This is a genomic window from Streptomyces sp. NPDC046215 (assembly GCF_040646215.1).
GTDB lineage: Bacteria > Actinomycetota > Actinomycetes > Streptomycetales > Streptomycetaceae > Streptomyces > Streptomyces stramineus.
In genome coordinates this window covers 1-23,916 of sequence record NZ_JBEYZW010000102.1, presented here as the reverse complement: position 1 = coordinate 23,916, position 23,916 = coordinate 1, and the positions used below count along the sequence as shown (strand labels likewise).

General features: G+C 72.1%; 22 protein-coding genes and 8 tRNA genes. 12 read left to right on the top strand and 18 right to left on the bottom strand.

Annotated elements, in window-relative coordinates; genetic code table 11:
• Positions 1-109: 109 nt before the first annotated feature.
• The 5 genes from pdxS to pgsA all read right to left on the bottom strand — a co-directional run bounded on the left by pdxS (position 110) and on the right by pgsA (position 4,548).
• The gene (gene pdxS, locus ABZ951_RS29675) at positions 110-1,021 is read right to left on the bottom strand and encodes a pyridoxal 5'-phosphate synthase lyase subunit PdxS (protein ID WP_344090238.1); all 912 of its coding nucleotides are present in this window, start codon (positions 1,019-1,021) and stop codon (positions 110-112) included.
• 84 nt (positions 1,022-1,105) lie between these two features.
• Positions 1,106-1,648, bottom strand: a complete 543-nt coding sequence (locus tag ABZ951_RS29670) for a hypothetical protein (RefSeq protein WP_344090235.1) — start codon at positions 1,646-1,648, stop codon at positions 1,106-1,108.
• A 148-nt stretch (positions 1,649-1,796) separates the two neighbouring features.
• Complete coding sequence (locus tag ABZ951_RS29665; protein ID WP_344090232.1) at positions 1,797-2,969, bottom strand: glycosyltransferase family 4 protein; 1,173 nt, start codon at positions 2,967-2,969, stop codon at positions 1,797-1,799.
• Complete coding sequence (locus ABZ951_RS29660; protein ID WP_344090230.1) at positions 2,966-3,892, bottom strand: phosphatidylinositol mannoside acyltransferase; 927 nt, start codon at positions 3,890-3,892, stop codon at positions 2,966-2,968. The genes ABZ951_RS29665 and ABZ951_RS29660 overlap by 4 nt, the downstream gene beginning before the upstream one ends.
• On the bottom strand, positions 3,889-4,548 hold the full coding sequence (gene pgsA / locus ABZ951_RS29655; RefSeq protein WP_344090228.1) for a phosphatidylinositol phosphate synthase: 660 nt from the start codon (positions 4,546-4,548) through the stop codon (positions 3,889-3,891). The genes ABZ951_RS29660 and pgsA overlap by 4 nt, the downstream gene beginning before the upstream one ends.
• A gap of 303 nt (positions 4,549-4,851) precedes the next feature.
• Between pgsA and ABZ951_RS29650 the strand changes: the two genes are divergently transcribed.
• Together ABZ951_RS29650 and ABZ951_RS29645 are read left to right on the top strand one after the other, a co-directional pair.
• Positions 4,852-7,059 carry an elongation factor G-like protein EF-G2 gene (locus ABZ951_RS29650; protein ID WP_344090226.1) on the top strand — a complete coding sequence of 736 codons (2,208 nt, stop codon included), beginning with the start codon at positions 4,852-4,854 and terminating at the stop codon, positions 7,057-7,059.
• Between the two features lie 178 nt (positions 7,060-7,237).
• A complete protein-coding gene (locus ABZ951_RS29645; protein ID WP_344090224.1) occupies positions 7,238-8,887 on the top strand; it encodes a hypothetical protein in 1,650 nt (549 codons plus the stop codon).
• Between the two features lie 21 nt (positions 8,888-8,908).
• On the opposite strand, the gene ABZ951_RS29640 is transcribed toward ABZ951_RS29645, so the two are convergent.
• From ABZ951_RS29640 to ABZ951_RS29615, 6 genes are all read right to left on the bottom strand, one after another.
• On the bottom strand, positions 8,909-10,126 hold the full coding sequence (locus tag ABZ951_RS29640) for a YncE family protein (protein ID WP_344090222.1): 1,218 nt from the start codon (positions 10,124-10,126) through the stop codon (positions 8,909-8,911).
• A complete protein-coding gene (locus ABZ951_RS29635; protein ID WP_361281155.1) occupies positions 10,123-10,908 on the bottom strand; it encodes a polysaccharide deacetylase family protein in 786 nt (261 codons plus the stop codon). Before ABZ951_RS29635 ends, ABZ951_RS29640 begins: the two co-directional genes overlap by 4 nt.
• A 93-nt stretch (positions 10,909-11,001) precedes the next feature.
• Positions 11,002-11,562 carry an HIT domain-containing protein gene (locus tag ABZ951_RS29630; protein WP_344090220.1) on the bottom strand — a complete coding sequence of 187 codons (561 nt, stop codon included), beginning with the start codon at positions 11,560-11,562 and terminating at the stop codon, positions 11,002-11,004.
• A gap of 142 nt (positions 11,563-11,704) precedes the next feature.
• Positions 11,705-13,681 (bottom strand): threonine--tRNA ligase, encoded by a 1,977-nt coding sequence (gene thrS, locus ABZ951_RS29625; RefSeq protein ID WP_344090218.1) that lies wholly within the window; start codon positions 13,679-13,681, stop codon positions 11,705-11,707.
• A 121-nt stretch (positions 13,682-13,802) separates the two neighbouring features.
• Entirely contained in the window at positions 13,803-15,041 is a 1,239-nt protein-coding gene (locus ABZ951_RS29620) for a hypothetical protein (RefSeq protein ID WP_361281152.1), read from the bottom strand.
• Positions 15,041-15,673: a DUF4365 domain-containing protein gene (locus tag ABZ951_RS29615; protein WP_344090214.1), complete on the bottom strand. Its 633-nt coding sequence runs from the start codon at positions 15,671-15,673 to the stop codon at positions 15,041-15,043. Before ABZ951_RS29615 ends, ABZ951_RS29620 begins: the two co-directional genes overlap by 1 nt.
• 168 nt (positions 15,674-15,841) lie before the next feature.
• Here ABZ951_RS29615 and ABZ951_RS29610 point away from each other — a divergent pair, with 168 nt between their 5' ends.
• The gene (locus ABZ951_RS29610) at positions 15,842-16,564 is read left to right on the top strand and encodes a 3'-5' exonuclease (protein WP_344090212.1); all 723 of its coding nucleotides are present in this window, start codon (positions 15,842-15,844) and stop codon (positions 16,562-16,564) included.
• Positions 16,565-16,610: 46 nt separating this feature from the next.
• Here the strand turns inward: ABZ951_RS29610 and ABZ951_RS29605 are convergent.
• The 3 genes from ABZ951_RS29605 to ABZ951_RS29595 all read right to left on the bottom strand — a co-directional run bounded on the left by ABZ951_RS29605 (position 16,611) and on the right by ABZ951_RS29595 (position 17,507).
• Positions 16,611-16,682: transfer RNA gene (locus ABZ951_RS29605), tRNA-Val, on the bottom strand.
• Between the two features lie 306 nt (positions 16,683-16,988).
• Positions 16,989-17,060: transfer RNA gene (locus tag ABZ951_RS29600), tRNA-Val, on the bottom strand.
• 60 nt (positions 17,061-17,120) lie between these two features.
• Positions 17,121-17,507 (bottom strand): TIGR02611 family protein, encoded by a 387-nt coding sequence (locus ABZ951_RS29595; RefSeq protein WP_344090336.1) that lies wholly within the window; start codon positions 17,505-17,507, stop codon positions 17,121-17,123.
• 420 nt (positions 17,508-17,927) lie between these two features.
• On the opposite strand from ABZ951_RS29595, the gene ABZ951_RS29590 reads away from it, so the two are divergent.
• Positions 17,928-18,341: an SsgA family sporulation/cell division regulator gene (locus ABZ951_RS29590; protein WP_003959770.1), complete on the top strand. Its 414-nt coding sequence runs from the start codon at positions 17,928-17,930 to the stop codon at positions 18,339-18,341.
• 208 nt (positions 18,342-18,549) lie between these two features.
• On the top strand, positions 18,550-19,122 hold the full coding sequence (locus tag ABZ951_RS29585) for a CGNR zinc finger domain-containing protein (protein WP_344090209.1): 573 nt from the start codon (positions 18,550-18,552) through the stop codon (positions 19,120-19,122).
• Positions 19,123-19,231: 109 nt separating this feature from the next.
• Here the strand turns inward: ABZ951_RS29585 and ABZ951_RS29580 are convergent, their stop codons facing one another.
• Positions 19,232-19,675, bottom strand: a complete 444-nt coding sequence (locus tag ABZ951_RS29580; protein ID WP_344090207.1) for a hypothetical protein — start codon at positions 19,673-19,675, stop codon at positions 19,232-19,234.
• Positions 19,676-19,859: 184 nt separating this feature from the next.
• Here ABZ951_RS29580 and ABZ951_RS29575 point away from each other — a divergent pair, with 184 nt between their 5' ends.
• Positions 19,860-20,375, top strand: coding sequence for a DsbA family protein (locus tag ABZ951_RS29575; RefSeq protein WP_344090205.1), 516 nt, complete (start codon positions 19,860-19,862; stop codon positions 20,373-20,375).
• Here ABZ951_RS29575 and ABZ951_RS29570 read toward each other — a convergent pair whose 3' ends face one another.
• From ABZ951_RS29570 to ABZ951_RS29560, 3 genes are read right to left on the bottom strand one after another with little or no spacing between them, the layout of a single operon-like run.
• Positions 20,376-21,221 carry a GNAT family N-acetyltransferase gene (locus tag ABZ951_RS29570; RefSeq protein ID WP_344090202.1) on the bottom strand — a complete coding sequence of 282 codons (846 nt, stop codon included), beginning with the start codon at positions 21,219-21,221 and terminating at the stop codon, positions 20,376-20,378.
• A 50-nt stretch (positions 21,222-21,271) separates the two neighbouring features.
• On the bottom strand, positions 21,272-22,093 hold the full coding sequence (locus ABZ951_RS29565; RefSeq protein ID WP_344090200.1) for an aminodeoxychorismate lyase: 822 nt from the start codon (positions 22,091-22,093) through the stop codon (positions 21,272-21,274).
• The gene (locus ABZ951_RS29560; RefSeq protein ID WP_344090334.1) at positions 22,090-23,142 is read right to left on the bottom strand and encodes a chorismate-binding protein; all 1,053 of its coding nucleotides are present in this window, start codon (positions 23,140-23,142) and stop codon (positions 22,090-22,092) included. The genes ABZ951_RS29565 and ABZ951_RS29560 overlap by 4 nt, the downstream gene beginning before the upstream one ends.
• Before the next feature lie 175 nt (positions 23,143-23,317).
• Between ABZ951_RS29560 and ABZ951_RS29555 the strand changes: the two genes are divergently transcribed.
• The 6 genes from ABZ951_RS29555 to ABZ951_RS29530 all read left to right on the top strand — a co-directional run bounded on the left by ABZ951_RS29555 (position 23,318) and on the right by ABZ951_RS29530 (position 23,845).
• Positions 23,318-23,390: transfer RNA gene (locus tag ABZ951_RS29555), tRNA-Gly, on the top strand.
• Between the two features lie 35 nt (positions 23,391-23,425).
• Positions 23,426-23,499: transfer RNA gene (locus ABZ951_RS29550), tRNA-Cys, on the top strand.
• Position 23,500: 1 nt separating this feature from the next.
• Positions 23,501-23,575, top strand: a tRNA-Val gene (locus ABZ951_RS29545).
• A gap of 20 nt (positions 23,576-23,595) precedes the next feature.
• A tRNA-Val gene (locus ABZ951_RS29540) sits at positions 23,596-23,667 on the top strand.
• Between the two features lie 11 nt (positions 23,668-23,678).
• Positions 23,679-23,753 (top strand) — tRNA-Val (locus ABZ951_RS29535).
• Positions 23,754-23,773: 20 nt separating this feature from the next.
• Positions 23,774-23,845 (top strand) — tRNA-Val (locus ABZ951_RS29530).
• Positions 23,846-23,916 lie beyond the last annotated feature (71 nt).

Here is a 23,916-nt window from a genome sequence, read left to right as displayed (position 1 = left end):
GGTTTATCGGGCTGTGGGGGGGTGTTTTTTGCGGGGGGTCTCCCACCCACCCCCCCCGGGGGGGGGGGGCCCCCCCCCCCGCCCCCCCCCACCGCCGGGGACAACGGGATTACCAGCCGCGGTTGGCGTAGCGCTCCGCCTCGGGCAGGGTGTCGCAGTTGATGCCGACCATGGCCTCGCCCAGGTTGCGGGAGGCGTCCGCGATGATCTTCGGGTCGTCGAAGAAGGTGGTGGCCTTCACGATGGCGGCGGCGCGCTTGGCCGGGTCGCCGGACTTGAAGATGCCGGAGCCGACGAAGACGCCCTCGGCACCGAGCTGGCGCATCAGCGCGGCGTCGGCGGGGGTGGCGACGCCACCGGCGGAGAAGAGGACCACGGGGAGCTTGCCGAGCTCGGCGACCTCCTTGACGAGCTCGTACGGGGCGCGCAGCTCCTTGGCCGCGGCGAAGAGCTCGTTGTTGTCGTAACCGCGCAGGCGGGCGATCTCGTTCTTGATCTGGCGCAGGTGCCGGACGGCCTCGACGACGTTGCCGGTGCCGGCCTCGCCCTTGGAGCGGATCATGGCCGCGCCCTCGGCGATGCGGCGCAGGGCCTCGCCCAGGTTGGTGGCACCGCAGACGAAGGGGGTGGTGAACGCCCACTTGTCGCTGTGGTTGACCTCGTCGGCCGGGGTGAGGACCTCGGACTCGTCGATGTAGTCGACGCCGAGGGACTGCAGGACCTGGGCCTCGACGAAGTGGCCGATGCGGGACTTGGCCATGACCGGGATGGAGACCGCGCCGATGATCTCTTCGATCATGTTCGGGTCGGACATCCGGGCCACGCCGCCGTCCTTGCGGATGTCGGCCGGAACCCGCTCCAGCGCCATGACCGCGACGGCGCCCGCGTCCTCGGCGATCTTCGCCTGCTCGGCGTTGACGACGTCCATGATCACGCCGCCCTTGAGCTGCTCGGCCATGCCGCGCTTGACGCGCGCGGTGCCGGTCTCGGGGGAGCTGGAGCTGGGGGTCGTGCTGGACACGTGGTGACCTCACTATCAAGGGCGGTGATGCTGCCCTCTCATACAAACCGTCGGCCGCGGCCCGTAAAAAGAGCCAATCCGAGGTCAGTGGCCTGTCCGGTCGCCCAGGGAGGCGGGCGGCTCGTCGTCCATCTCGACCGCGAGCGGGAAGGGGGCGTGGCCCGCCAGGCGGAACCAGCGCACGACGCGGTGCGTCCGCACGGCCCGCGCCGCGCGCACCGCGTCGTTGTGAAAGCGCCGGGCCATCGGCACCCTGCGGACGGCCTCCCGCAGCTCCCGCAGCGACTCCTCGCCGCCGGGCGCCTCCCGCACCGCCTCGATCTGCGGCAGCTCCCCGAAGACGGCCCGCAGGGCCTGGCTGAGCTCGCTCTCGGCGACCTCGCGGTGCTCCTCCTCCGCCTGCCGGGCGGCGTGCGCGGCCTGGTACAGCACGATGGAGGCCGCCGGATCGAGGACCCCGGCGGTGGCGAGCTCCTGGGCCACCGAGGCGCGCCGCAGCAGCTGGGCGTCCAGCGCGGCCCGGGCGGCGTCGATCCGGGTGTGCAGCCGGTCCAGGCGGCCCGCGGTCCAGCTCAGGTAGACGCCGATGACGACGAGTGCGGCGACGATCCAGATCAGTGTGGTCACGCCGCGCCACGTTACCGCTCGCCGCCGGGGGCGCTCCGCGCGGTGAGTACGCCGGTGGGGCAGCGGTCCGTTCCCGGGGCTCCGCCCCGGACCCCGGTCCTCAAACGCCGGACGGGCTGGATCTCCCGGCGGCGCCCGGATCCCGCCGTCAGTCCCGTGCCAGCCCGAACCGGGCCCGCAGACCCGTGCGTTCGTCGGTCGCCACCGAGGCCGCGCCCGCTGTCACCGTCTCGTAGACGGCCAGGATGTCCGCTCCCACGCGCGACCAGTCGAAGCGGCGCACGTGCGCGGAGCCGCGCTCGCTCAGCGCGGCCCGGTGCGCGGGGTCGCCCAGCAGCCGCAGGGCCGCCGCGGCCAGCGCGTCCGCGTCCTCGTTGGCGAAGAGCTCGCCCGCCGCGCCCTGGTCGAGGACCTGCGTGAAGGCGTCCAGGTCGCTGGCGAGCACGGGGGCCCCCGCCGACAGCGCCTCGACGAGGATGATGCCGAACGACTCGCCGCCGGTGTTGGGCGCCACGTACACGTCGACGCTGCGCAGCAGCCGCGCCTTGTCCTCGTCGCTGACCATGCCGAGGAACTCCACGCGGTCCCGCATCGCGGCGGGCAGGCTCGCGACGGCCTCCTCCTCGTCGCCGCGCCCGGCGACCAGCAGCCGGGTGCCGGGGCGCTCGGCGAGGATCTTCGGCAGGGCCCGCATCAGGACGGGCAGGCCCTTGCGCGGCTCGTCGATGCGGCCGATGAAGCCGATGGTGCCGCTGCCGGGGGTGCCCTGCCACTCCTTGCGGGGTTCGGCGCGGGCGAAGAAGCCCACGTCGACCCCGTTGGGGATGACGACGGCGTCGCCGCCCAGGTGCTCGACCAGCGTCCGGCGGGCGTACTCGCTCACCGCGATCCGCGCGCTGATCTTCTCCAGGGCCGGCTGGAGGATCGGATAGGCGGCGATCATGGCCCGGGAGCGGGGGTTGGAGGTGTGGAAGGTCGCCACGATCGGGCCCTGCGCGGCCCAGCAGGCCAGCAGGCCCAGGGACGGCGAGGTGGGCTCGTGGATGTGGATCACGTCGAAGTCGTTGTCGTGGAGCCAGCGCCGGACCCGGGCGGCCGAGAGGAACCCGAAGTTCAGCCGCGCGACGGAGCCGTTGTACGGGACGGGCACGGCCCGCCCGGCCGAGACGACGAACGGCGGCAGCGGCGTCTCGTCGTCCGCCGGGGCGAGCACCGACACCTCGTGGCCCTGCCGGATGAGGTGCTCGGCCAGGTCCCGGATGTGGAACTGCACCCCGCCGGGGACGTCCCAGGAGTACGGACAGACGATCCCGATCCTCAAGGCGTCTCCTTCCGTGCCGTCGCGGGGGAGCCCGTGCGCGGCGCGAGGTCGGCGAGCCACAGGCGCTGGAGCATGTGCCAGTCCTGCGGGTGCTCGGCAATGCCCGAGGCGAACGCGTCGGCCAGCTGCTGGGTCATGGCCGCCGCCTTCTCGGCCCGGGTGCCGCTCCCGGGCACCTCGATCGGCGCGTACACCCGGCCCCGCATCACCGGCGAACTGTCGAACCAGAGCGTGACGGGCAGCAGCACCGCGCCGGTCTGCACCGCGAGCATCGCGGGCCCCGCGGGCATCTTCGCCGTCTCGCCGAAGAAGGTGACCTCGACACCGGAGGAGGACATGTCACGGTCGGCCACCAGGCAGACCAGGCCGCCCGACCGCAGCCGGCGGGCCAGCGTCCCGAAGGCGCTGCCCCCCGCGTGCGGCAGGACCTCCATGCCGAGCCCCTCGCGGTAGGCCACGAACCGGTCGTAGAGCGTCTCGGGCTTCAGCCGCTCGGCGACGGTGGTGAAGGGCACCCCGAGCGCGGTGGTGACCCAGGCCCCGGCGAGGTCGTAGTTGCCCATGTGGGGCAGAGCGAGCACGACGCCGCGCCCGCCGGCCAGCGCCTCCTCCAGGTGGTGCATGTCCTGGCCGGAGAATCCGGCCCGGATGCGGTCCCGGCTCCAGCCGGGCAGCCGGAAGGACTCCATCCAGTAGCGCATGTAGGAGCGCATGCCCAGCCGGGAGAGCCGGGCCAGCCGCTCGGGGTCCGCGTCGGGCAGCACCCGGGAGAGGTTGGCCTCCAGGCGCAGGACGCCGGCGCCGCGCCGCTTCCAGGCGATGTCGGCGATCCGCGTTCCGAGCCGCACGGCGACGGGTTCGGGGAGTTTCTTGACCGTCGCCCAGCCGAGCCCGTACAGGGCGTCGGTCAGCTTGTCCCTCACTCGTTCCCGCCTCCGGCCACCGGCTGGGCATCCGCCTCGGCGGCCTCACGGCGCACGGTGACCACCCGCTGGATCAGGGTGACGAGGCTACCGGCGGCCACCACCCACAGGGCGACGGGCAGCAGGATGTCGATGTGCGGGACGCCGAACTTGTGCAGCCCGGAGAAACCGCACGCGACCAGGGAGATCACCAGCCGCTCGGCGCGCTCGACCAGGCCGTTGACGTTGACCGGCAGGCCGATGCTCTCGCCCCGGGCCTTGGTGTACGAGACCACCTGGCCGCTGGCGAGGCAGAAGATCGTCACCGCGCACAGGGCGATGCTGTCCCCGCCCCCGGCGTACCAGAGGGCCAGCCCGCCGAAGATCGCCGCGTCGGCGACCCGGTCGAGCGTGGAGTCCAGGAACGCGCCCCAGCGGCTGGACCGGCCCAGCTGCCGGGCCATGTTGCCGTCGACCAGGTCGGAGAAGACGAAGAGCGTGATGACGACGGTGCCCCAGAAGAACTCTCCCTGGGGGTAGAAGACCAGCGCGCCCGCCATCACACCGCCGGTACCGATGAGGGTCACCGCGTCGGGGCTGACGCCCAGGCGGATGAGCAGGGCGGCGAACGGCGTGAGAACACGCGTGAAGAACGCACGCGCGTACTTGTTCAGCATGGCCTTCCCGAAGGGTCGTGACGGGCCGCGTGGTCAAGGGGCCACCGGCTGGCCCATCGTAGTCACGCACCCGGGGCCCGCCGCGCGCGCACCGCTCGCAACGCCCGTCGGCGCCCTTGACCACCGCATCTTCCGTGACCGGCGACACAGCGCGGGCGCTCCCCGGCCGGCCGCCGCCCCGCCGTGCCACCCGGACGGCCCACCGCCCGGCGGATGTACGCCTGCGTGTGCGACGTATGGACGCAGCGTGACCGCAGTGGAAAGCTCGAAGGACCGCAGGTGTCGACCGGGAGGCGGGCACACATGGGCGAGAAGACGGGCACATACCCAGGGGCCGCGGGCAGAGCAGTTTCGGCCGACCGGCCGAGCCACGTGCGCAACGTGGTGCTGGTCGGCCACAGCGGATCCGGGAAGACGACCCTGGTGGAGGCGCTGGCGCTGGCCACCGGCGCGGTCAACCGGGCGGGCCGGGTCGAGGACGGCGCGTCGCTGTCGGACTACGACGAGATGGAACACCGGCAGCAGCGCTCCGTGCAGCTGTCGCTGGTCCCGGTGGAATGGGCCGGCATCAAGATCAATCTCTTGGACACCCCGGGCTACGCCGACTTCGTCGGGGAGCTCCGGGCCGGTCTGCGGGCGGCGGACGCGGCCCTTTTCGTCGTCTCGGCCGCCCAGGACGCCGCGGGCATCGCCGGCGCCACCCGCATGGTGTGGGAGGAGTGCGCGGCGGTCGGCATGCCCCGCGCCATCGTGATCACCCATCTGGAGGCGGCCCGCGCGGATTTCGAGGAAATGACCGAGACGTGCCGCACGGTCTTCGGCGGCGACTCCCCCGACGGGGTGCTGCCGCTCTACCTGCCCCTGTACGGCCCCGCGGGCTCCGACGGGCACCGCCCCGTCGCCGGCCTGACCGGCCTGCTGACGCAGCGCGTCTTCGACTACTCCACCGGCGAGCGCACCGAGGCCGCGCCCGGCCCCGAGCAGCTGCCGCAGATCGAGGAGGCCAGGAACCGGCTCATCGAGGGGATCATCGCCGAGAGCGAGGACGAGACCCTGATGGACCGCTACCTCAGCGGCGAGGACATCGACGTCAAGACCCTCGTCGAGGATCTGGAGCGGGCCGTGGCGCGCGGCAGCTTCCACCCCGTCCTGGCCGCCGCCCCGGCGACGGAGGGCGCCAAGCAGGGCCTGGGCACCGTCGAACTGCTGGAGCTGATCACCGGCGGCTTCCCCACCCCCCTGGAGCGCGAGGCCCCGGCCGTCACCACCCCCGACGGGCGCCCCCGGCCGGCCCTCGCCTGCGACCCCTCCGGGCCGCTCGCCGCGGAGGTCGTCAAGACCTCCTCCGACCCCTACGTCGGCCGGATCTCCCTGGTCCGCGTCTTCTCCGGCACCCTGCGCCCGGACGAGACCGTGCACGTCTCCGGGCACGGCCTCGAAGACCGCGGCCACGAGGACCACGACGTGGACGAGCGGGTCGGCGCGCTCTCCTCCCCCTTCGGCAAGCACCAGCGGCAGCTGGGCCGGGCCATCGCCGGGGACATCGCCTGCGTCGCCAAGCTCGGCCGCGCCGAGACGGGCGACACCCTCTCCGCGAAGGGCGAACCGCTCCTGATGGAGCCCTGGCGGATGCCCGACCCGCTGCTGCCCGTCGCCATCGAGGCCCACAGCAAGGCCGACGAGGACAAGCTGTCGCAGGGCCTGGCCCGGCTGGTGGCCGAGGACCCGACGATGCGCCTGGAGCACAACCCGCACACCCACCAGGTCGTCCTGTGGTGCCTGGGCGAGGCCCACCGGGACGTGGCCCTGGAACGGCTGCGCGCCCGCTACGGCGTGCGCGTCGACGCCGTGCCCTACCGGGTGTCCCTGCGCGAGACCTTCGGCTCCCGGGCCACCGGGCGCGGCCGGCACGTCAAGCAGTCCGGCGGCCACGGCCAGTACGCGATCTGCGAGATCGAGGTCGAGCCGCTGCCCGGCGGCTCCGGCATCGAGTTCGTGGACAAGGTCGTGGGCGGCGCGGTGCCCCGGCAGTTCATCCCCTCCGTGGAGAAGGGCGTACGGGCCCAGGCCGCGCGCGGGGTCGCCGCCGGGCACCCGCTGGTCGACGTGCGGATCACCCTCCTCGACGGCAAGGCCCACTCGGTGGACTCCTCCGACGCCGCCTTCCAGACCGCGGGCGCCCTCGCCCTGCGCGAAGCCGCCGCCGAGGCCCGCATCCACCTCCTCGAACCCGTCGCCGAGATGGAGATCGAGGTGCCCGACGACTACGTCGGCCCGGTGATGAGCGACCTGTCCGGGCGGCGCGGCCGGGTGGTGGGCACCGAGCAGTCGGGGGCCGGCCGGACCCTCGTGCGCGCCGAGGTCCCGGAAATCGAGATCGACCGGTACGCGGTGGACCTGCGCTCCCTCTCGCACGGCACCGGGCGGTTCCGCCGCGCCTACGCGCGCCACGAACCGATGCCCCCTCAGGTCGCCGACCGCGTCCGCGAACTACTCACGAACGGCGCATAGTTCGCAAGCCGCCCGTCCCAACTCATCGGGGACGGGCGGCTTTGCGATCTCCTGCGACAGCCGGCACCCCACCCGGATACGCTGGACGCGCGGACCAACACGTATGGCACGGCGGCCATCGGAAGCAGACGTCGCATCCAGGCCGCAGTCTCTGGCATGCGCGACATTGGGGGCAGTAGTGGCAGGGGACCCGTTCGACTTCAGCCCGGGCGCGCAGATCCCGCTCTCGGGCTCCTCCGGACAGACCGCGGCGACCCAGGCCCTGGCCTCGGCCGCCTACCGGGACGGACCGGTGGAGGACCTCCTCAAGGCCAACTCCGACTGGGCCACCTCCGAGGTCAAGAAGCCCCGCATAGCGCTCTTCGAGCCCAACCTGGGCGAGGCGTTCTCCCGCGCCGTACAGCTGAGAGTCCTCGGCGCCGGCCGCAAACCCCTCATCCAGTCCTTCGGCCTCGACCCCCAGCCCGTCGTCGAGCACTGCCTCGCCGCCAGCCGCATCCGCAAACAGCGCGACATCCAGCTCACCGGCATCATGGCCGTCTGCGGCATCCTCTTCCTCCCCGGTGTCCTGCTCTACCTCGGCGCCTTCCAGATCCGCCGCATGCTCGCCGGAGCCAAGGACAAGCGCACCGGCGCCCTCGGCATGGCCCTCGTCGCCGCCCTCGGCGTCTTCGCGGTCATCCTCCTGGTCAAGCTGCCGCTCCACGGATTCTGGGCCCTCTACATCCGCGCCGCGATCATCGCCCCCCTCATCGGCGGCGTCTGGGCCAAGGTCATCTGCGAGCGCACCGCCAAGGACCTCCGCGACCGCTGGACGGGCCTGCTCTCCGGCGGCGGCATCGGCGCCAAGATCCCCGAAGCCGTCCCCAAGAACCCCGGCGAGACCGCCGCCGAACGGCTGCGCCAGTCCCTGGAGCGCCTCGCCGCCGAACAGCACAGCAACGTCGTCTTCTACGCCGGCCCCAAGGGCATACTCGGCATGGGCACCCGCTGGGGCAGCTGGCAGCTCGCCGAGGAGCTCGTCCCCGCCGACCCCGACAAAGAGATCAACCCCTTCCGCAGCTGGGACGTCATCCGCGCCATCCACGACCAGCTGCGCCTCATCGAGCGCAGCCCCGTGCACACCGGCGGCTTCACCACCCCCGCCGTCGAACACTGGGTGGTCTCCCCCGTCGGCGAGGGCGCCGGAGCCGTCTCGCGCCCCGAGGGCGACAGCGGCTTCGAGATAAGGGGTGCGGAGCTCCAGAGGATCTGCAACGAGCAGCAGTTCGGCGCCGGCAGCCGGCACTACCTCGGCGTCCAGTTCGTCCTCTGGGACGGCCAGCTCGTCATCACCCTGCTCATCACCGTCACCGTCCTCCACAAGACCCTGCGGATCGAGGTCACCGGGCACGCCCTGGGCCCCGTGCACTCCCTGTTCATGGGCAAGCCCGCCGCCCGCACCAAGACCACCACCAAGACCGTGAAGTTCTGGGAGACCAGGACCCGCAAACTGCCCATCGTCGCCCCCCGCGAGATCGTCCGCCTCGCCGCCCGCGCCCCCCTCACCTGGTACCCGCCGCTCCTGGAGTACTGGGGCGGCAAGCTCGTCCTGCCCGAGCCCTTCGGCCTCCGCCACGCCTGGGCGGACAAGCCCTGGCGCCACCGCTTCATGGCCGACGACGCCCTGCGCGCCACCACACCCGTCCTGCGCGTGGTGCACCAGGCCGCCCTGCGCGTCCTCGCGGAGAACGGCGTGGACACCGAGCGGTTCGGCAACCGCGCCATGTTCCTGAGCGGCGCGGTACAGGACCCCGCGCCGCGTCAGGCTGACATCTACAACGCCTGATCGGCCGTCACCCGCCGGGCCTCACCGGAAGATTCCGGTGTGGCCCAGCGAGTACCGGCCCGGCTGCGGGTAGACCGCGAGACCGTGCGGCCCCTCCCCTACCGGGATCCGGGCGATCTGGTGCCCGTCGCGGGTGTCGATCGCGTAGACCTCCGCGTCGTAGCGGCCCGACAGCCACAGCACCTTGCCGTCCGCCGAGACCCCGCCCATGTCCGGGCTGCCGCCGTCCGGCAGCTCCCACTTCTTCACCAGCTTGCGGGACGGCAGGTCCAGCACCGACACCGAGCCCTCACCGCGGTTGGAGATGTACATCGACTTGGAGTCCCGGCTGACGTACAGGCCGTGCGCGCCCTTGCCCGTCGGCATCAGCCAGGGCTCGGTGAACTTGTCCCCGTTGAGCACCCACACACCGTCGGCCATCATGTCCGCGATGTACCAGGTCTTCCCGTCGGAGGAGATCTTCACGTCCTGCGGCATCGCGCCCTCGAAGGGCAGCTTCTGCTGGGCGACGACCTTCATCTTCGCCGTGTCGACCTTCAGCAGCTCGCCGGAGAACTCACAGGAGACGATGAAGTACTTCCCGTCCGGCGAGAAGTCCGCGTGGTTGACGCCCTTGCACGTGACCGGTTCCGTCTTCTTCCGCTTCATGGTGTGCGCGTCCCGGAAGACCAGCTCCCGGTCCATCGACGCCATCACCACCGCGTACTTCCCGTCCGGGGTGAAGTACAGGTTGTACGGATCGTGGACGTCGACCGTCCGGCCCGCCTTCCCCGTGGCCGGATCGATGGGCGTGAGGGTGTGTCCGCGATCGTTGTTGACCCAAAGCGTCTTCAGGTCCCACGACGGCACCACGTGCTGCGGCTGCCGGCCCACCGGGATGGTCTCGATGACCTTGTACGTCTTGGGGTCGATGACGCTCACCGTGTCGGACTCGGTGTTGGGCACGTACACCCGGGAGGGGAAGTCCTTCACCACCGGCGACAGGGCGTTCGGCCGGTCGGCCGCGTACAGGTCGTTCTGGTCGAGGAGCGGCGGCATCCCGGGCAGTCCCGGCGGGGCTGCGGCGCCCTTCTTCGGCTGCCCGCCTCCCTCCGGGGGACGGCCGGAGGAGTCGTCGGAGCCGCTGCAGCCGGACGCCAGCAGGGCACACACGGCGGCGGCCAGCAGGGTCCGGCGGGCCGTGCTCGGGCGGAGGCGGCGGGAGAAGCGGGAGGGGCGGTGGTGTGAGGACTGGATCATCGGGTCAGCAGCTCCGTTGTCGTCACCGCGCGCAGACCGCGGCGGTGCAGGCCGTCGAGGATCGCGGGCAGCGCAGCGACCGTGCCGGCGTGCCCGAAGTGCAGGCTCACGACCGACCCGGGCCGCACCGCGCCCATCACGGTACGCCTGACCTCCTCCGCTCCGGGGTCGGTGAAGTCAAGAGAGTCCACGTCGTACGAAAGGACATGCGGATATCCGGCCCGGCGTGCGAGCTCGGCCACCTGCTCGGTGGCGAAGCGCGCCCGCGAGGGCCGGAACCAGCGGCCGATCCCGCCCGTGAGCCGCCGCAACCGGTCCGCGCACTCGGTGATCTCGGCCCGGGCGTCCGCCGCGTCCATCGAGCAGATGTCGAGGTGCCGCATGGTGTGGTTGCCCAGCTCGTGCCCGCCGTCGAGGATCCGCCGGGCCAGCCGCGGATGTGCGTCGAGCCATTCGCCGACGGCCAGCACGGTCAGCCGCGCGCCCGCCCGCTCGGCCTCGGCCAGCTGATCGGTGGCCGTCCGGGGATCGCCGTTGCCGTGGAAGGTCAGGGCCACGCCGTCACCGGTGCGCGGGCCGTGCTCGATCTGCGCGGGCAGGCCCGCGGGGAGCGGGGGCAGCGGGGAGGCGGGCGCCGTCGTGGGGGCGGCCCGGCCGGACGGCGCGGCGGCCTTGGCGCCCACGGGCCCGTCGGCCCGGCCGCAGCCCGCGACGGCGCCCGGCCCGACGAGGGCACCGGCCGCGGCTGCGCGCAGCACGGTGCGGCGGTCGAGGAAAGTCACCCGACCATTAGAACTTCTCTTTATTAAGACTTGGGGGGATTTGCCCGTTTTATCTGGCGCGTGTCCCCCCGGACCCGCCAGGGCGGAAGCGCCTTACGCGGTAGGCCAGACGTCCGCGAGCATCTTGCGGGTGTCCGCGAGCAGTTGGGGCAGCACCTTGGTGTGACCGACGACCGGCATGAAATTGGTGTCCCCGCCCCAGCGCGGCACGACGTGCTGGTGCAGGTGCGCGGCGATACCGGCCCCGGCGGCCGTGCCCTGGTTCATCCCGATGTTGAAGCCGTGGGCACCGGAGGCGGTGCGCAGGGCGGCCATGGCCCGCTTGGTGAAGTCGGCCAGCTCGGCGGTCTCGGCCTCGTCGAGCTCGGTGTAGTCGGCGACATGCCGGAAGGGGACGACCATGAGGTGCCCACCGTTGTACGGGTAAAGATTGAGCACCGCATAGACGTGCTCACCGCGAGCGATGATCAGGCCGTCCTCGTCGGACTTGGCCGGGATCGAACAGAACGGGCAGCCGTCGTCGGCCCCCGGACCGGTCGGCTTGTTCTCACCTTGGATGTAAGCCATGCGGTGGGGCGTCCACAGGCGCTGGAACGCGTCCGGTGCGCCGACTCCGATCTGCTGCTCCGGCTCAGTCGTCATGGTGAGCAGCATATTCCCCGAGTGGGGGAGGATGCGCCGAGGGGGCGGCCCTTATGGGCCGCCCCCTCTACCTCCGCTCGCGCGGAGAATTGTTCTCGTCGGAACCGACGAACTTATCGGGGTCCGGCTCACCCCCGCCTGCGCGGGGAAGGCATCACACCTGGACGCGACGCTCTACCACGTCAACGATTTTGGCGATCGCCTCGTCACGGGCGATGCCGTTCTCCTGCGACCCGTCCCGGTAGCGGAAGGACACCGTGCCGGCCGCCATGTCGTCGTCGCCGACGATGACCATGAACGGGACCTTGGCCTTCTGGTGGTTGCGAATTTTTTTCTGCATCCGGTCCGAGGACGAGTCGACCTCGATGCGCAGACCCTTCTTCTTCGCCTCGGCGGCGAACTGCTGCAGGTACTCGACGTGCCCGTCACCGATCGGGATACCGACGGCCTGGACCGGGGCCAGCCACGCCGGGAACGCGCCCGCGTAGTGCTCCAGCAGGACGGCGAAGAAGCGCTCGATCGATCCGAACAGCGCACGGTGGATCATGACCGGGCGCTGCTTGGTGCCGTCGGCGCCGGTGTACTCCAGGTCGAAACGCTCGGGAAGGTTGAAGTCCAACTGGATCGTCGACATCTGCCACGTCCGGCCGATCGCGTCCCGCGCCTGCACCGAGATCTTCGGGCCGTAGAAGGCCGCGCCGCCCGGGTCCATGACGAGCTCCAGGCCCTGCTTCTCCGCGACCTTGCGCAGGGTCTCGGTAGCCTCGGTCCAGTTCTCGTCGGAGCCGACGAACTTTTGCTCGTCCTTGGTGGACAGCTCCAGGTAGAAGTCGGTCAGACCGTAGTCGCGGAGCAGGTCCAGGACGAAGGTGAGCGTCGTGTCGAGCTCGTCCGCCATCTGCTCGCGAGTGCAGTAGATGTGCGCGTCGTCCTGCGTGAAGCCGCGGGCGCGGGTCAGGCCGTGCACGACGCCCGACTTCTCGTACCGGTACACGGTGCCGAACTCGAACAACCTCAACGGCAGCTCACGGTACGACCGCCCGCGCGCGTCGAAGATCAGGTTGTGCATCGGGCAGTTCATGGGCTTGAGGTAGTAGTCCGTGCCCTCGTCGAGCTGCATGGGGGGGTACATGCCGTCGGCGTACCAGTCCAGGTGGCCGGACTTCTCGAAGAGCTTGCCCTTGGTCGCGTGCGGCGTGTAGACGAACTCGTAGCCGCTCTCCTCGTGGCGTCGGCGCGAGTAGTCCTCCATCACCCGGCGGATGATGCCGCCCTTGGGGTGGAAGACCGCGAGACCCGAACCGATCTCCTCGGGGATGGAGAAGAGGTCCAGCTCGGAGCCCAAGCGGCGGTGGTCGCGCTTCTCGGCCTCGGCGAGGAACTCCAGGTGCGCCTTCAGCTCGTCCTTCGTCGGCCACGCGGTGCCGTAGATGCGCTGCAACATCGGATTTTTCTCGCTGCCGCGCCAGTACGCGGCCGCGTTGCGCATGAGCTTGAACGCCGGGATGAACCGGGTGGTCGGCAGGTGCGGACCACGGCAGAGGTCGCTCCAGCAGGTCTCGCCGGTCTTCGGGTCCAGGTTGTCGTAGATGGTGAGCTCGCCGGCGCCCACCTCGACATCCGCGCCATCCTCGTGCGAGGCGGCACCCTTGAGGCCGATCAGCTCCAGCTTGTAGGGCTCGTTCGCGAGCTCCTCGCGGGCGGCCTCGTCGGTGACCACGCGGCGGGAGAACTTCTGGCCCCGCTTCTGGATCTCCTGCATTTTCTTCTCGATGGCCTTGAGGTCATCGGGGTGGAAGGGCTTCTCGACGTCGAAGTCGTAGTAGAAGCCGTCCTTGACCGGGGGGCCGATGCCCAGCTTGGCCTCGGGGAAGAGCTCCTGCACTGCCTGCGCCATGACGTGCGCCGTGGAGTGGCGCAGGATGTCCAGGCCGTCCTTGGAGGAGATCTCGACGGGCTCGATGTCCTCGCCGTCGGCGACGGCGTACGAGAGGTCCTTCAGCTCGCCCGCGATGCGCACGGCGACGACGGTGCGCTCGCCGGCGAAGAGATCGGCGGCCGTAGTACCCGTCGTCACCACGCGCTCTTCCCGCTCGGAATCGCGATTGATGATCACACGGACGTCTGACACCGGTCTCTCCTGACATCGGGCTCGCGACAGCGGACGCTGCGCGCCTGAATCGTACCGAGCCCGACCCCCAGGTCGCGAAACGGTTTGCCCCGGGTGCGCGCGGGCCCCGGCCGGCGGGCGGTCAGCCCTCCCCGCACGCCTCTCCGAAGAAGTCCAGGTTCGCGTGGAGCGACTTCAGCAGCCGGTCCCGTTCGCCCGCGTCGACCTCCACGGGCGTGATGCCGCAGGCGTCGATCAGCCGGCGGAAGCCGCCGCGGCTCTCCAGCCGCCCGCGCACCCGGACCGGGACGCCGACCAGGTGGGCGTGGCCGGCGAGCCGGTAGTCGTGCTCGTCGAGCACGGCCCGCACCTGGGGGACCTCCGCCCCGGCGAGGACCCGGAGCTGCACGACCCCCGCTCCCCCGGGCTCCTCCCGGCGCATGCGCACCACGGCTCCGGTGAGCCGCACCGGCATCGAAGGTTCGTCGCGGATGTAGCGGGCACCGGCCTCGCGGAGGGCGGGGAGGTCTCCGGGGGTGAACTCCACGGGGTCGGGGCGGGCGGCGAACCCTTCGGGCGGGCCGGCGGCCGGGGACCAGTGGAGCGCGACGCGCAGGCCCGCCGAGCCGCGGACGAGGGTGCTGATCGCCTCGGTCAGTTCCTGGCAGACGCCTGCCTCGACGGCCGACGCGAAGGCTTCGGGGCCGCCGGTGGCCCGCTGGAGGTCGGTGGCGTCGCGGGCGGCGTACAGGGCGCGCAGCAGTGCGGTGGCCACGGGCCTGCCGTGGGGGCCGACGGGCAGGAAGACGGTGAGTTCGCGGCCGTCGGGCGCGGGCCCGACCAGGAGGCCGGCGAGGGCGCTCTCGGCGCGGCGGCGGTGGCGGGCGCCGTGGTAGCCGGCCGGGCCGTGGGCGGCGAGGGCCGCGGCGAGCAGCATGGCGCGGGCGCCGGCCCGCAGGCGTTCCTGTGCCGCCCAGGCCGCGGCCGGGACGCCGGGTGAGGGGACGTTCCGCCACCAGTGGATCTCGTCTCCGGGGACGCGCAGGGAGAGGAGGACGTCGCGGGCGGAGGGCGCGGGGCTGCGTTCGAGGGCGGTGAGAGCTTCGGCGAGCAGGTCGGCGCTGTCGGGGTTGGTGCGGCTCTCGGGGACGAGAAGGCTGGTGCGGCTGGTGTCCGTGCCGTCGGGCGGGGTCCAGCGGCTGTAGGCGCCGGGGGTTCCGCCGCGCCGTCGCCAGCCGTGGCGGGCGAGGAGGGCGCCGAGGACGAGGGGGTCGAGTGAGCCGGCGGGGTCGGTGGGCTCGGGCGGGCCGTTGCGGCCGTGAGCGGCCGGGGTGGGCTCGTCGCCGTCGCCGGGTGGGTGGGGTTCGGTGGGGCGGTGCATCAGGGTCTCCCTCCCGACCCGACCCGCGTCATGATCTCGCAGAGCGCGCGGTCGTCGAAGACGCGTGTGGTCGGGATGCGCACGGTGGTCCTGCGCCTGCCGGTCACCGGGTGCCCGGCGAGGTTGGTCCAGTAGCAGCAGTGCCGCAGTTCGAGGCTGTCGTGGCCGGCGCGCAGCCAGTCGTCGCGGGCGCGCGGGACGATCATCACGACGAGGATCTTGTGCACCGACACCGGGGTGCGGGCGAGTTTGGTGAGGTGGTCGTTGTCGAGGGTGAAGGAGAACGTCGGGGCGGCGGCGGTGGGCGGGTGGGAGCCGGCCAGGGCGGGCCGGGTGGGTGAGCGGGGGGCCAGCTGGTAGGTGCTCTTGAGCTGGACCTTGATCGTGACTTCGTCGTCGACGGTGTGGCCGGGGGCGGTGTGGCTGACGTGCCAGTCGATGCCGTAGTCGGGGAAGGGCTGGGCCAGGGTGCAGCCGGCCGCGGCGGCGACGGCGTGCAGGTAGCCGACCTGGAGCGTTTCCATGCAGGCGGTGGTGGCGAGCGCGCCACGCGGGGACACGGTCCGCCCTGGGTGGGGGTGCGTTCCGCTCGCGGGGGACGGCCCGCCCGGTTCGGGGCGCGGGAACGCCATGTCCGAATCCCTCCGGGCTTCATCGGGCCTTCGATCCGTACAACTGTGTTGTCTCCTTTGCAACTCGACTGCAAACAATGGCGGTTCGCGCTGCGGCTCTGCCGGGTATCACCTCGCCGGGAGGGCCAATTCACGCCAATCCCGGGGCGAGCGCGAGGAGTTGGAAACATGTGCTGGTTCGATGGGCCACTCGCCGCCTTCGACACCGAGACCACCGGGGTCGATGTGGAGAACGACCGGATCGTGTCGGCGGCGCTGGTCACGCAGTCGCAGGCGGGTGCCCGTCCGATCGTCACGAGCTGGCTGGTGGACCCCGGGGTTCCGGTGCCGGAGGGGGCGACGGCGGTCCACGGGCTGACGGAGCATCACCTACAGCGGTTCGGCCGGTGGCCGGCGCCGGTGATGGAGGAGGTGGCGAGGGCGCTGGCCGTGCAGGCGGCGCGGAACATACCCCTGGTGGTGATGAACGCGCCGTTCGACCTGACGCTGCTGGACCGTGAGTTGCGGCGCCATCGCGCGTCGAGCCTGGCCGAGTATCTGGGGGGCGCGCCGCTGTGCGTGCTGGATCCGTGGGTGCTCGACAAGCATCTCGACCGGTACCGCAAGGGCCGTCGCACCCTGACCGACCTGTGTGCCCAGTACGGGGTCGAGCTGGCGGGGGCGCACGAGGCGTCGGCGGACGCGCTGGCCGCCATGGAGGTCGTACGGGCGGTGGGGCGCCGGTTCGCGGACCGGCTGGAACGGCTGAGCCCGGCGGAGCTGCACACCCGGCAGGCGGTGTGGCACGCGGCGCAGGCGCGCGGGCTGCAGGCGTGGTTCGCGCGGAACGGATCGGAGGAGGCGTGCGACCCGGCGTGGCCGCTGCGTCCGGCGCTGTCGGCCGCGGCCTGAGCAACGCACAAGGCCGACCCGTCGATTGACGGACCGGCCTTCTCGGTGGGCGATACTGGGTTCGAACCAGTGACCTCTTCGGTGTGAACGAAGCGCTCTTCCACTGAGCTAATCGCCCGAGTTCTTCTCGGGGTCTCCCCCGGGAACGGACTGAACAATACAGGCCGTGGCGGCCCTCCATCAAATTCCTCCCGGGCCGCGCTCCGGGCGGGGCCCGCGGGCCCCGCCGGGCGGCGCGCGTCGCCCAGGCAGCGCCGGCGGCTGCCGGGCGGTCGCGGCCGGCGTCCGGGGAGGGTGCGAGCGTGCGGTCGCGGCGAAAGCGGTGCCGGCGGAGGGGCGGGCCGCGTCGGGATCGGCACGGGCCCGGGGAACGCAAAAACCGAGGGTCCGCAAGGAATGAACCTTGCGGACCCTCGGTCCTGTGTGGGCGATACTGGGATCGAACCAGTGACCTCTTCGGTGTGAACGAAGCGCTCTCCCGCTGAGCTAATCGCCCGGGCGCACCGCAAACATTACCGCATGTCAGACGGTGCCCCGAACCTGTGCCGGCCGGCGGTCAGCGGCTCACCTTCCACGGCATGGTCATGCCGAACTTCCACACGTAGACGGCGACGAGCACGGCGACGATCACGAGCCCCACCGTGGTGAGAATGATGTTGCGCCGCCGCACGGCGGGGTCCATCGCGCGCTGGGCGGCCGCGGTGACCTTGCGCTTGGTCCAGCGCAGCACCAGCTGCGCCCAGACGAACTCGGTCGCCCAGATCGCCATGCCGCCGAAGATCACCAGCCAGCCGGGGCCGGGCAGGGGCAGCATGACGATGCCCGCGCCGACGACGGCGAGGCCGACGATGAAGACGCCGACCTGCCAGCTGAGGTGCAGGGGGCGGGACCGCTTGATGAAGTGCGGCGCCCGGGATCCCAGGGCGGGCTCGGCCACCGTGATGTCATCCCCGTCGACACCCTCGGCCCCAGCCGCCCTGGGAGCCTCCCCAGGCCCCTGCGTCCCGCCGACGCCGGCAGCACCACCGGTGCCGCCAGTACCGCCGGTATCGCCCGTACCGCCCGCCTCGCCCTGTCGCCCGGCCGCACGCCGACCGCCGGTCCCGGCGCGCTCGTCCCCGTCGGGGGCCGCCGTCGCGTCCGGCCGCCGCCCGTCACTCTCCGCATTCATACTCCCCAACGTACCGGACCGAACCCGAACTCACTGAAATGGCGGTATTCACCGGGCCGGCACTGGGCCGTCCGAGGTATCCGAAGAGCCTCAAAACGGTCAGAGGGGTTTACAACGGCACCGTAGGTGGCATGTCGATTTCGCCGACGTGCGAATCCCCGAGCGCACACTGAGCGAAAGGCCCTGGCGCTTATGAACACCACGGTCAGCTGCGAGCTGCACCTGCGCCTCGTCGTGTCGAGCGAATCCTCACTGCCTGTACCGGCAGGTCTGCGGTACGACACGGCCGATCCGTATGCCGTGCACGCCACCTTCCACACCGGAGCCGAAGAAACGGTCGAGTGGGTCTTCGCCAGAGACCTGCTCGCCGAGGGCCTGCACCGGCCGACCGGCACCGGCGACGTCCGTGTCTGGCCGTCCCGCAGCCACGGTCAGGGCGTCGTCTGCATCGCGCTGAGCTCTCCGGAGGGCGAAGCCCTGCTGGAGGCCCCGGCGCGAGCCCTGGAGTCGTTCCTGAAGCGGACCGACGCCGCGGTGCCCCCGGGCACCGAACACCGTCACTTCGACCTCGACACCGAGCTCTCCCACATCCTGGCGGAGAGCTGATGCCGGGGCCGGGCTGACCGGGCCGGCTCCGGGCGCACCCGCCCACTCGGGGGGTCGGGTGCGCATCCCACACATAGGGCACGACTACGGCGCCGTCGCCGCGGATCCACCGCGGACGACGGCGCCGTCGCGCTGTGAGCCGCTAGAGTCGTCCTCCCGATCGAACACTTGCCGCCCCAACCCCCGCCGGCCAGGGAGCGTACGAACCGTGCTGATCAACCACGACACCCGGTGCGCGCTCGACGCCGTGGTGGATCTGGTGAACACCGCCGCCGAGGACGCGGGGGGCGGTTTCCGGGAGGAGCTCCGGGACCTCGCCGCGCTCGGCCGGTATGTGGAGCGCAACGACATCAGCGGCGTCGACACCCTCCAGGAGCGGGACCTGGCCGCCGTGCGGGCCGTGCGCGGGCGCTTCGCCCTGGCTTTCTCCGCGGAGAGCACCGCGGCCGTCGCGGAGCTGCTCAACGCCATGGTCGCCGAGGCCGGCACCACGCCGCGGCTGACCGATCACGACGGCTACGACTGGCACGTGCACTACTTCGCGCCGGGCGCCTCGCTCGCCGAGCACCTGGCGGCGGACGGCGGCATGGCGCTGGCGTTCCTCGTCGTGGCGGGTGAGCGCGAGCGGCTGCGGCGCTGCGAGGCGCCCGGGTGCGGGCGGGCCTTCGTGGACCTCTCCCGCAACCGCTCGCGCCGCTACTGCGACGGGCGCACCTGCGGGAACCGGCTCCACGTCGCGGCGTACCGGGCCCGCCGAAAGGGCGCCACCGTGCCGGAATGACCGGGAACGGTCATTTCACGAAAAGAGTACGCGTGAACGGATTTCGGCGTGCCCTTCGACGCCGGTAATCCGGCGCCCCGTCGCGCCGCCGGTCCCGGTGATCAGTGCGTCAAATTCCGTACTTCTTGAGAATTGCCTCGATATCCGAGAAGTCCTCGCCCCCGGCCGCTTTCTTTCCCCCGGCCCGGCCCTGCGGGCGGCCCGTCGTGCGGGCCGGGGTCAGTGACGGAGCGGAGCCGGCCGGAGCCACGGCGTCGCGCCCCGTGACCGCGCCGGCGCGGACGCCCTCCTGGCCGGCGCGGCGCCGTTCCACCGCTCTGGTCGTCGCGAAGAGGGCGGCGGAGAGGGCCAGCACGCCGAAGCCCAGCCATACCCCCGGCTTGAACACCAGGTCGGTGATCCACTTCATGATGCCCGTCAGCACCAGGCCGATCGGGACGAGGGCGTACGCGGCGATGCGGGTCGCGGTGAGGAAGCGCTTGCGGTAGGCCGTCAGCACCGCGATGCCCAGGCCGGCCGCGGACACCGCGGCACATATGGTCGAGATCAGCATCGGGCTCCTCCTGCTGCTCGCGCTCGGTGAGGTTCTCTTCCATCGTGCACCGCCGCGGGCGGCCGGAGCCACGATCGGGCCGGGGCTCAGGGAGATCTGGGGGGTGCGCCCGGGGCGCGCTCATCCCTGAGGCCGAGCCGGGACCACCGGGCCGCCGGGCGGCGCGGGCTGGGAGACTGGTCCCATGAGCGAGACCACCACCGACCCGGCCGCCCCTTCCGTCACCCTCGACGTCTGGTGCGAGCTGCAGTGCCCCGACTGCCACGCCGCCCTCGACGACCTGCGGAAGCTGCGCGCCCGCTACGGCGACCGCCTTCAGATCCGGCTGCGGCACTTTCCGCTGGAGAAGCACAAGCACGCCTACGCCGCCGCGCAGGCGGCCGAGGAGGCCGCCGAGCAGGGGCAGGCGTGGCCGTACGCCGAGGCCGTGCTGGCCCGGACGGCCGAGCTGGCCACCCGGGGCGAGCAGCTGCTCGTCGAGGTGGCGGGCGAGCTCGGGCTGGACACCGAGGAGGTGGACACCGCGCTGATCGACGGCCGGCACATGCTGATCGTCGACGCCGATCAGGCCGAGGGCAAGGCGATCGGTGTGACGGGCACCCCCACGTACGTCATCGACGGGCAGCGGCTGGACGGCGGCAAGGGCCAGGAGGGGCTGCGGGAGCGTGTCGAGGAGATCGCGGACCGGCTCCTGGGCTGATCAGAGCAGCGTCTTGTAGAGGTGGAACGTCCTCGGCCGGTAGCCGAGGGACTCGTACAGGCGCAGCGCGGGGGTGTTGCCCGCGAAGACGTTGAGGCCGAGGGCGCGTCTCCCGGCGGCCAGGGCCTGGATCTCGGCCAGCAGCATCAGCGACCGGCCGTGGCCGCGGCCGCGGTGCGCCGGTCCGACCTCGACGTCGTGGACGAAGGCGCCGGGCTCGCCGGGGCTCCCGTCCCGCGGGTCGCGCAGGGCGGCCCAGAGGGTGCCCACGGGGGTGCCGTGGTGGGTGAGGACGCTCAGCAGGGCGCCCGGGGTGGCCCGGCCGGCGGGGAGGGCGGCGCGGTGGTCGGCGTCGGCCTTGGCGCGGGCCTGCTCGGCGGGGACGCCCCGGCGGGCCCAGTCGTCGGCGTAGCCGGCCTTGGCGCGCTCCTCCCAGTCCGCGAACTCGGCCTCGGTCATCGGCCGCGCCTCAGAGCCCTCGGGCAGGCGGGGGGCGGCGGTCAGGGTCTTGGCCATGTTGCGGTTGCGTTCGGTGTAGCCGAGCGCGGTGGCCAGGGCGAGGGCCGCGTGGGCGTCGGCCGGGGCGGCGATCTCGACCCGCTCGCAGCGCCAGCCGCGCAGCACTTCCTCGGCGGCCAGGGCGGCGACGGTGCCCCGCCCGCGGTGCCGGTCCGCCTCGGCGATGTCCAGCCGGACGATCCGGCCGGCCCGGGGGCCGAAGCGGGCGTCCGTGGCGAGTTCGATCCGGCCGACGGGCCTGCTGTTGACGCAGACCTCGTACGTGCGGGACCGGCCGCCGCCGGCGGTGCGCTGCTCGGGTGCGGTGGGCCGCAGGGTGGTGGTCACGTTCGAGTTGTACCGGTCCCCGGGCCGTACGTCACGGGGTGTCCCGGGGTTTACGGATCGATGTCCGCCGTCGACTGCTCCTCGAAGATCCGGGCGGCCTTGGCGGTCACCGGGCCGGGCGCGCCGGGCAGTTCGCGGCTGTCGACGGCGTGCAGGGCCTGGACGTCGCGCAGGGTGGAGGTCAGGAAGATCTCCTCGGCGCGGTCGAGGACGTCCAGGGGCAGCTCGGTCTCCTTGGCGCCGGTCCATTCCACGACGAGGGCGCGGGTGATGCCGGCGAGGCAGCCGGAGGCCAGCGGCGGGGTGTGCAGTTCTCCGTCGAGGACGACGAAGACGTTGCTGCCGGTGCCTTCGCAGAGCGCTCCGGCGGTGTTGGCGAAGAGGGCCTCGGTGGCGCCCCGCTCCCGGGCCCTGGCCAGGGCGACGACGTTCTCGCCGTAGGAGGTGGACTTCAGGCCGGCCAGGGCGCCGCGTTCGTTGCGGGTCCAGGGCACGGTGACGGCGGTGGTGGTGTCGGGGCGGCGGGAGGCGGTGCCGAGGGCGACGACGAGGGTCGGGGCTCCGGTGCCGCGGTCCGAGCCGAGCGGGGAGATGCCGCCGGTGTAGGTGATCCGCAGCCGGCCGAGCGGCATGGGGTTGGCCTGGAGGACCTCCGCGCAGGCCCGGCGGACCTCGTCGAGGTCGGGCTCGGGGAGGCCGAGGCCGCGGGCGGAGTCGGCCAGCCTCGCGAGGTGCCGGGTCAGGGCGAAGGGGCGGCCGTGGGTGGTCTTGAGCGTCTCGAAGACGCCGTCCCCGACCGTCATCCCGTGGTCGAAGACCGAGACGTGAGCGCTGTCGGCGTCGCGCAGCGCGCCGTTGAGCCAGATCGTCACCGTGTCGTCCTTCCGAGCGGCTGATGGAGACCCGACGCTATCGCGAGGAGCCGGGATGCCTTGAGCTCCGTCTCGGCCCACTCGCGGTCGGGGTCGGAGCCCCAGGTGATGCCGGCGCCGGTGCCGAAGCGCAGGACGGGCCCGGCGGGGGTCGTGCGGTCGATCCAGAAGGTGCGGATGCCCACTGCCAGTTCGCCGGTGCCGCGGTCGGCGTCCACCCAGCCGACGCCGCCGCAGTAGGGGCCGCGGGGGGCGGTCTCCAGGGTGCGGATGATCTCCAGGGCGCTGGCCTTGGGGGCGCCGGTGACCGAGCCGGGCGGGAAGGTGGCGGCGAAGAGCTCCGCCCAGCCGGCGGTCTCGGGGAGCTCGCCGCGCACGGTGGAGACGAGGTGGACGAGGCCGGGATGGGGTTCGACCGCGCAGAGTGCGGGGACGCTCACGGATCCGGTGGCGCAGACACGCCCGAGGTCGTTGCGGACGAGGTCCACGATCATGACGTTCTCGGCATGGTCCTTCTCCAGCAGGTCCTCGGCGGTGCGGCCGGTGCCCTTGATGGGTCCGGACTCCACGGTGCGGCCGGTGCGGCGCAGGTAGAGCTCGGGAGAGGCGGTGGCGACCTCCACGCCGTGGGCGGCCAGCCGGACGGTGCCGGCGTAGGGGGCGGGGTTCCCGTGGGCCAGCAGCGCGGTCAGGGCGTCGATGTCGGCGGGGCCGCCCGGGCCGTCGGGGCCGGGCAGGGGCGCGCTGAGGACGCGGCAGAGGTTGGCCTGGTAGACCTCGCCGGCCGCGATGTGCTCGCGTATGCGCCGTACGCCCGCGGTGTAGGCGGCCCGGTCCAGGGAGGTGGCCCAGTCCTCGGGGGCGGGGCCGCGCCACCGGCCGGGGGCGGCCGCGGGCGTGGGAGCGGCGCGGACGTCGCCGAAGCGGGCGCACAGCAGGTCTCCCTCGAAGTCCGCGACCACGGCCCACCAGCCCGTGGAGTCCAGGGCTGCCGGGTCACGGGTCACGTCCCGCAGATCGGTGGCGAGGAGGCCGCCGAAGCGGGCCATCGGGGGGAGCGTCGGGGGGGAGCTGTGCACGTCATCGAGTCTATGGCGGGGCCGGGTGGGGCGGCCGGGGTGAACAATCCGTGCAGCACGCTGCGGAAACGGAATTTGAGCTGGCGCTGGAATCCGCTAGAGTTCAACACGTCGCCGGGACGCGCAAGCGGACCGGGCGGACACTGCGGACGTAGCTCAGTTGGTAGAGCACCACCTTGCCAAGGTGGATGTCGCGAGTTCGAGTCTCGTCGTCCGCTCGCTGTGGGGGATCTTCCCGATACCCCCCGCTCCTGGTGGAGTGGCCGAGAGGCGAGGCAACGGCCTGCAAAGCCGTCTACACGGGTTCAAATCCCGTCTCCACCTCCAAGGACGATTAGCTCAGCGGGAGAGCGCTTCCCTGACACGGAAGAGGTCACTGGTTCAATCCCAGTATCGTCCACCAGGGTCTTCACCGACCTTCCCGCGCGATTAGCTCAGCGGGAGAGCGCTTCCCTGACACGGAAGAGGTCACTGGTTCAATCCCAGTATCGCGCACGCTGCACTGAGGACGATTAGCTCAGCGGGAGAGCGCTTCCCTGACACGGAAGAGGTCACTGGTTCAATCCCAGTATCGTCCACCAGGGTCTTCACGGACCCTCCCGCGCGATTAGCTCAGCGGGAGAGCGCTTCCCTGACACGGAAGAGGTCACTGGTTCAATCCCAGTATCGCGCACATGGATCGGCCGGTGGCCGGGGCATCAGCCCCCGCCCCCGGCCGGTGTGGGCTCCCCCCGCCCTTTCCGG

Excerpts from the sequence above, each read along its gene's own strand:
- pgsA (WP_344090228.1), bottom strand. The coding sequence starts at position 4,548 with ATGCTGAACAAGTACGCGCGTGCGTTCTTCACGCGTGTTCTCACGCCG.
- ABZ951_RS29590 (WP_003959770.1), top strand. The coding sequence starts at position 17,928 with ATGAACACCACGGTCAGCTGCGAGCTGCACCTGCGCCTCGTCGTGTCG.
- ABZ951_RS29610 (WP_344090212.1), top strand. The coding sequence starts at position 15,842 with ATGTGCTGGTTCGATGGGCCACTCGCCGCCTTCGACACCGAGACCACC.
- ABZ951_RS29650 (WP_344090226.1), top strand. The coding sequence starts at position 4,852 with ATGGGCGAGAAGACGGGCACATACCCAGGGGCCGCGGGCAGAGCAGTT.
- ABZ951_RS29630 (WP_344090220.1), bottom strand. The coding sequence starts at position 11,562 with ATGCTGCTCACCATGACGACTGAGCCGGAGCAGCAGATCGGAGTCGGC.
- ABZ951_RS29620 (WP_361281152.1), bottom strand. The coding sequence starts at position 15,041 with ATGCACCGCCCCACCGAACCCCACCCACCCGGCGACGGCGACGAGCCC.
- ABZ951_RS29640 (WP_344090222.1), bottom strand. The coding sequence starts at position 10,126 with ATGATCCAGTCCTCACACCACCGCCCCTCCCGCTTCTCCCGCCGCCTC.
- ABZ951_RS29580 (WP_344090207.1), bottom strand. The coding sequence starts at position 19,675 with ATGCTGATCTCGACCATATGTGCCGCGGTGTCCGCGGCCGGCCTGGGC.
- ABZ951_RS29615 (WP_344090214.1), bottom strand. The coding sequence starts at position 15,673 with ATGGCGTTCCCGCGCCCCGAACCGGGCGGGCCGTCCCCCGCGAGCGGA.
- ABZ951_RS29560 (WP_344090334.1), bottom strand. The coding sequence starts at position 23,142 with ATGGCCCGCTTCGGCGGCCTCCTCGCCACCGATCTGCGGGACGTGACC.
- ABZ951_RS29575 (WP_344090205.1), top strand. The coding sequence starts at position 19,860 with ATGAGCGAGACCACCACCGACCCGGCCGCCCCTTCCGTCACCCTCGAC.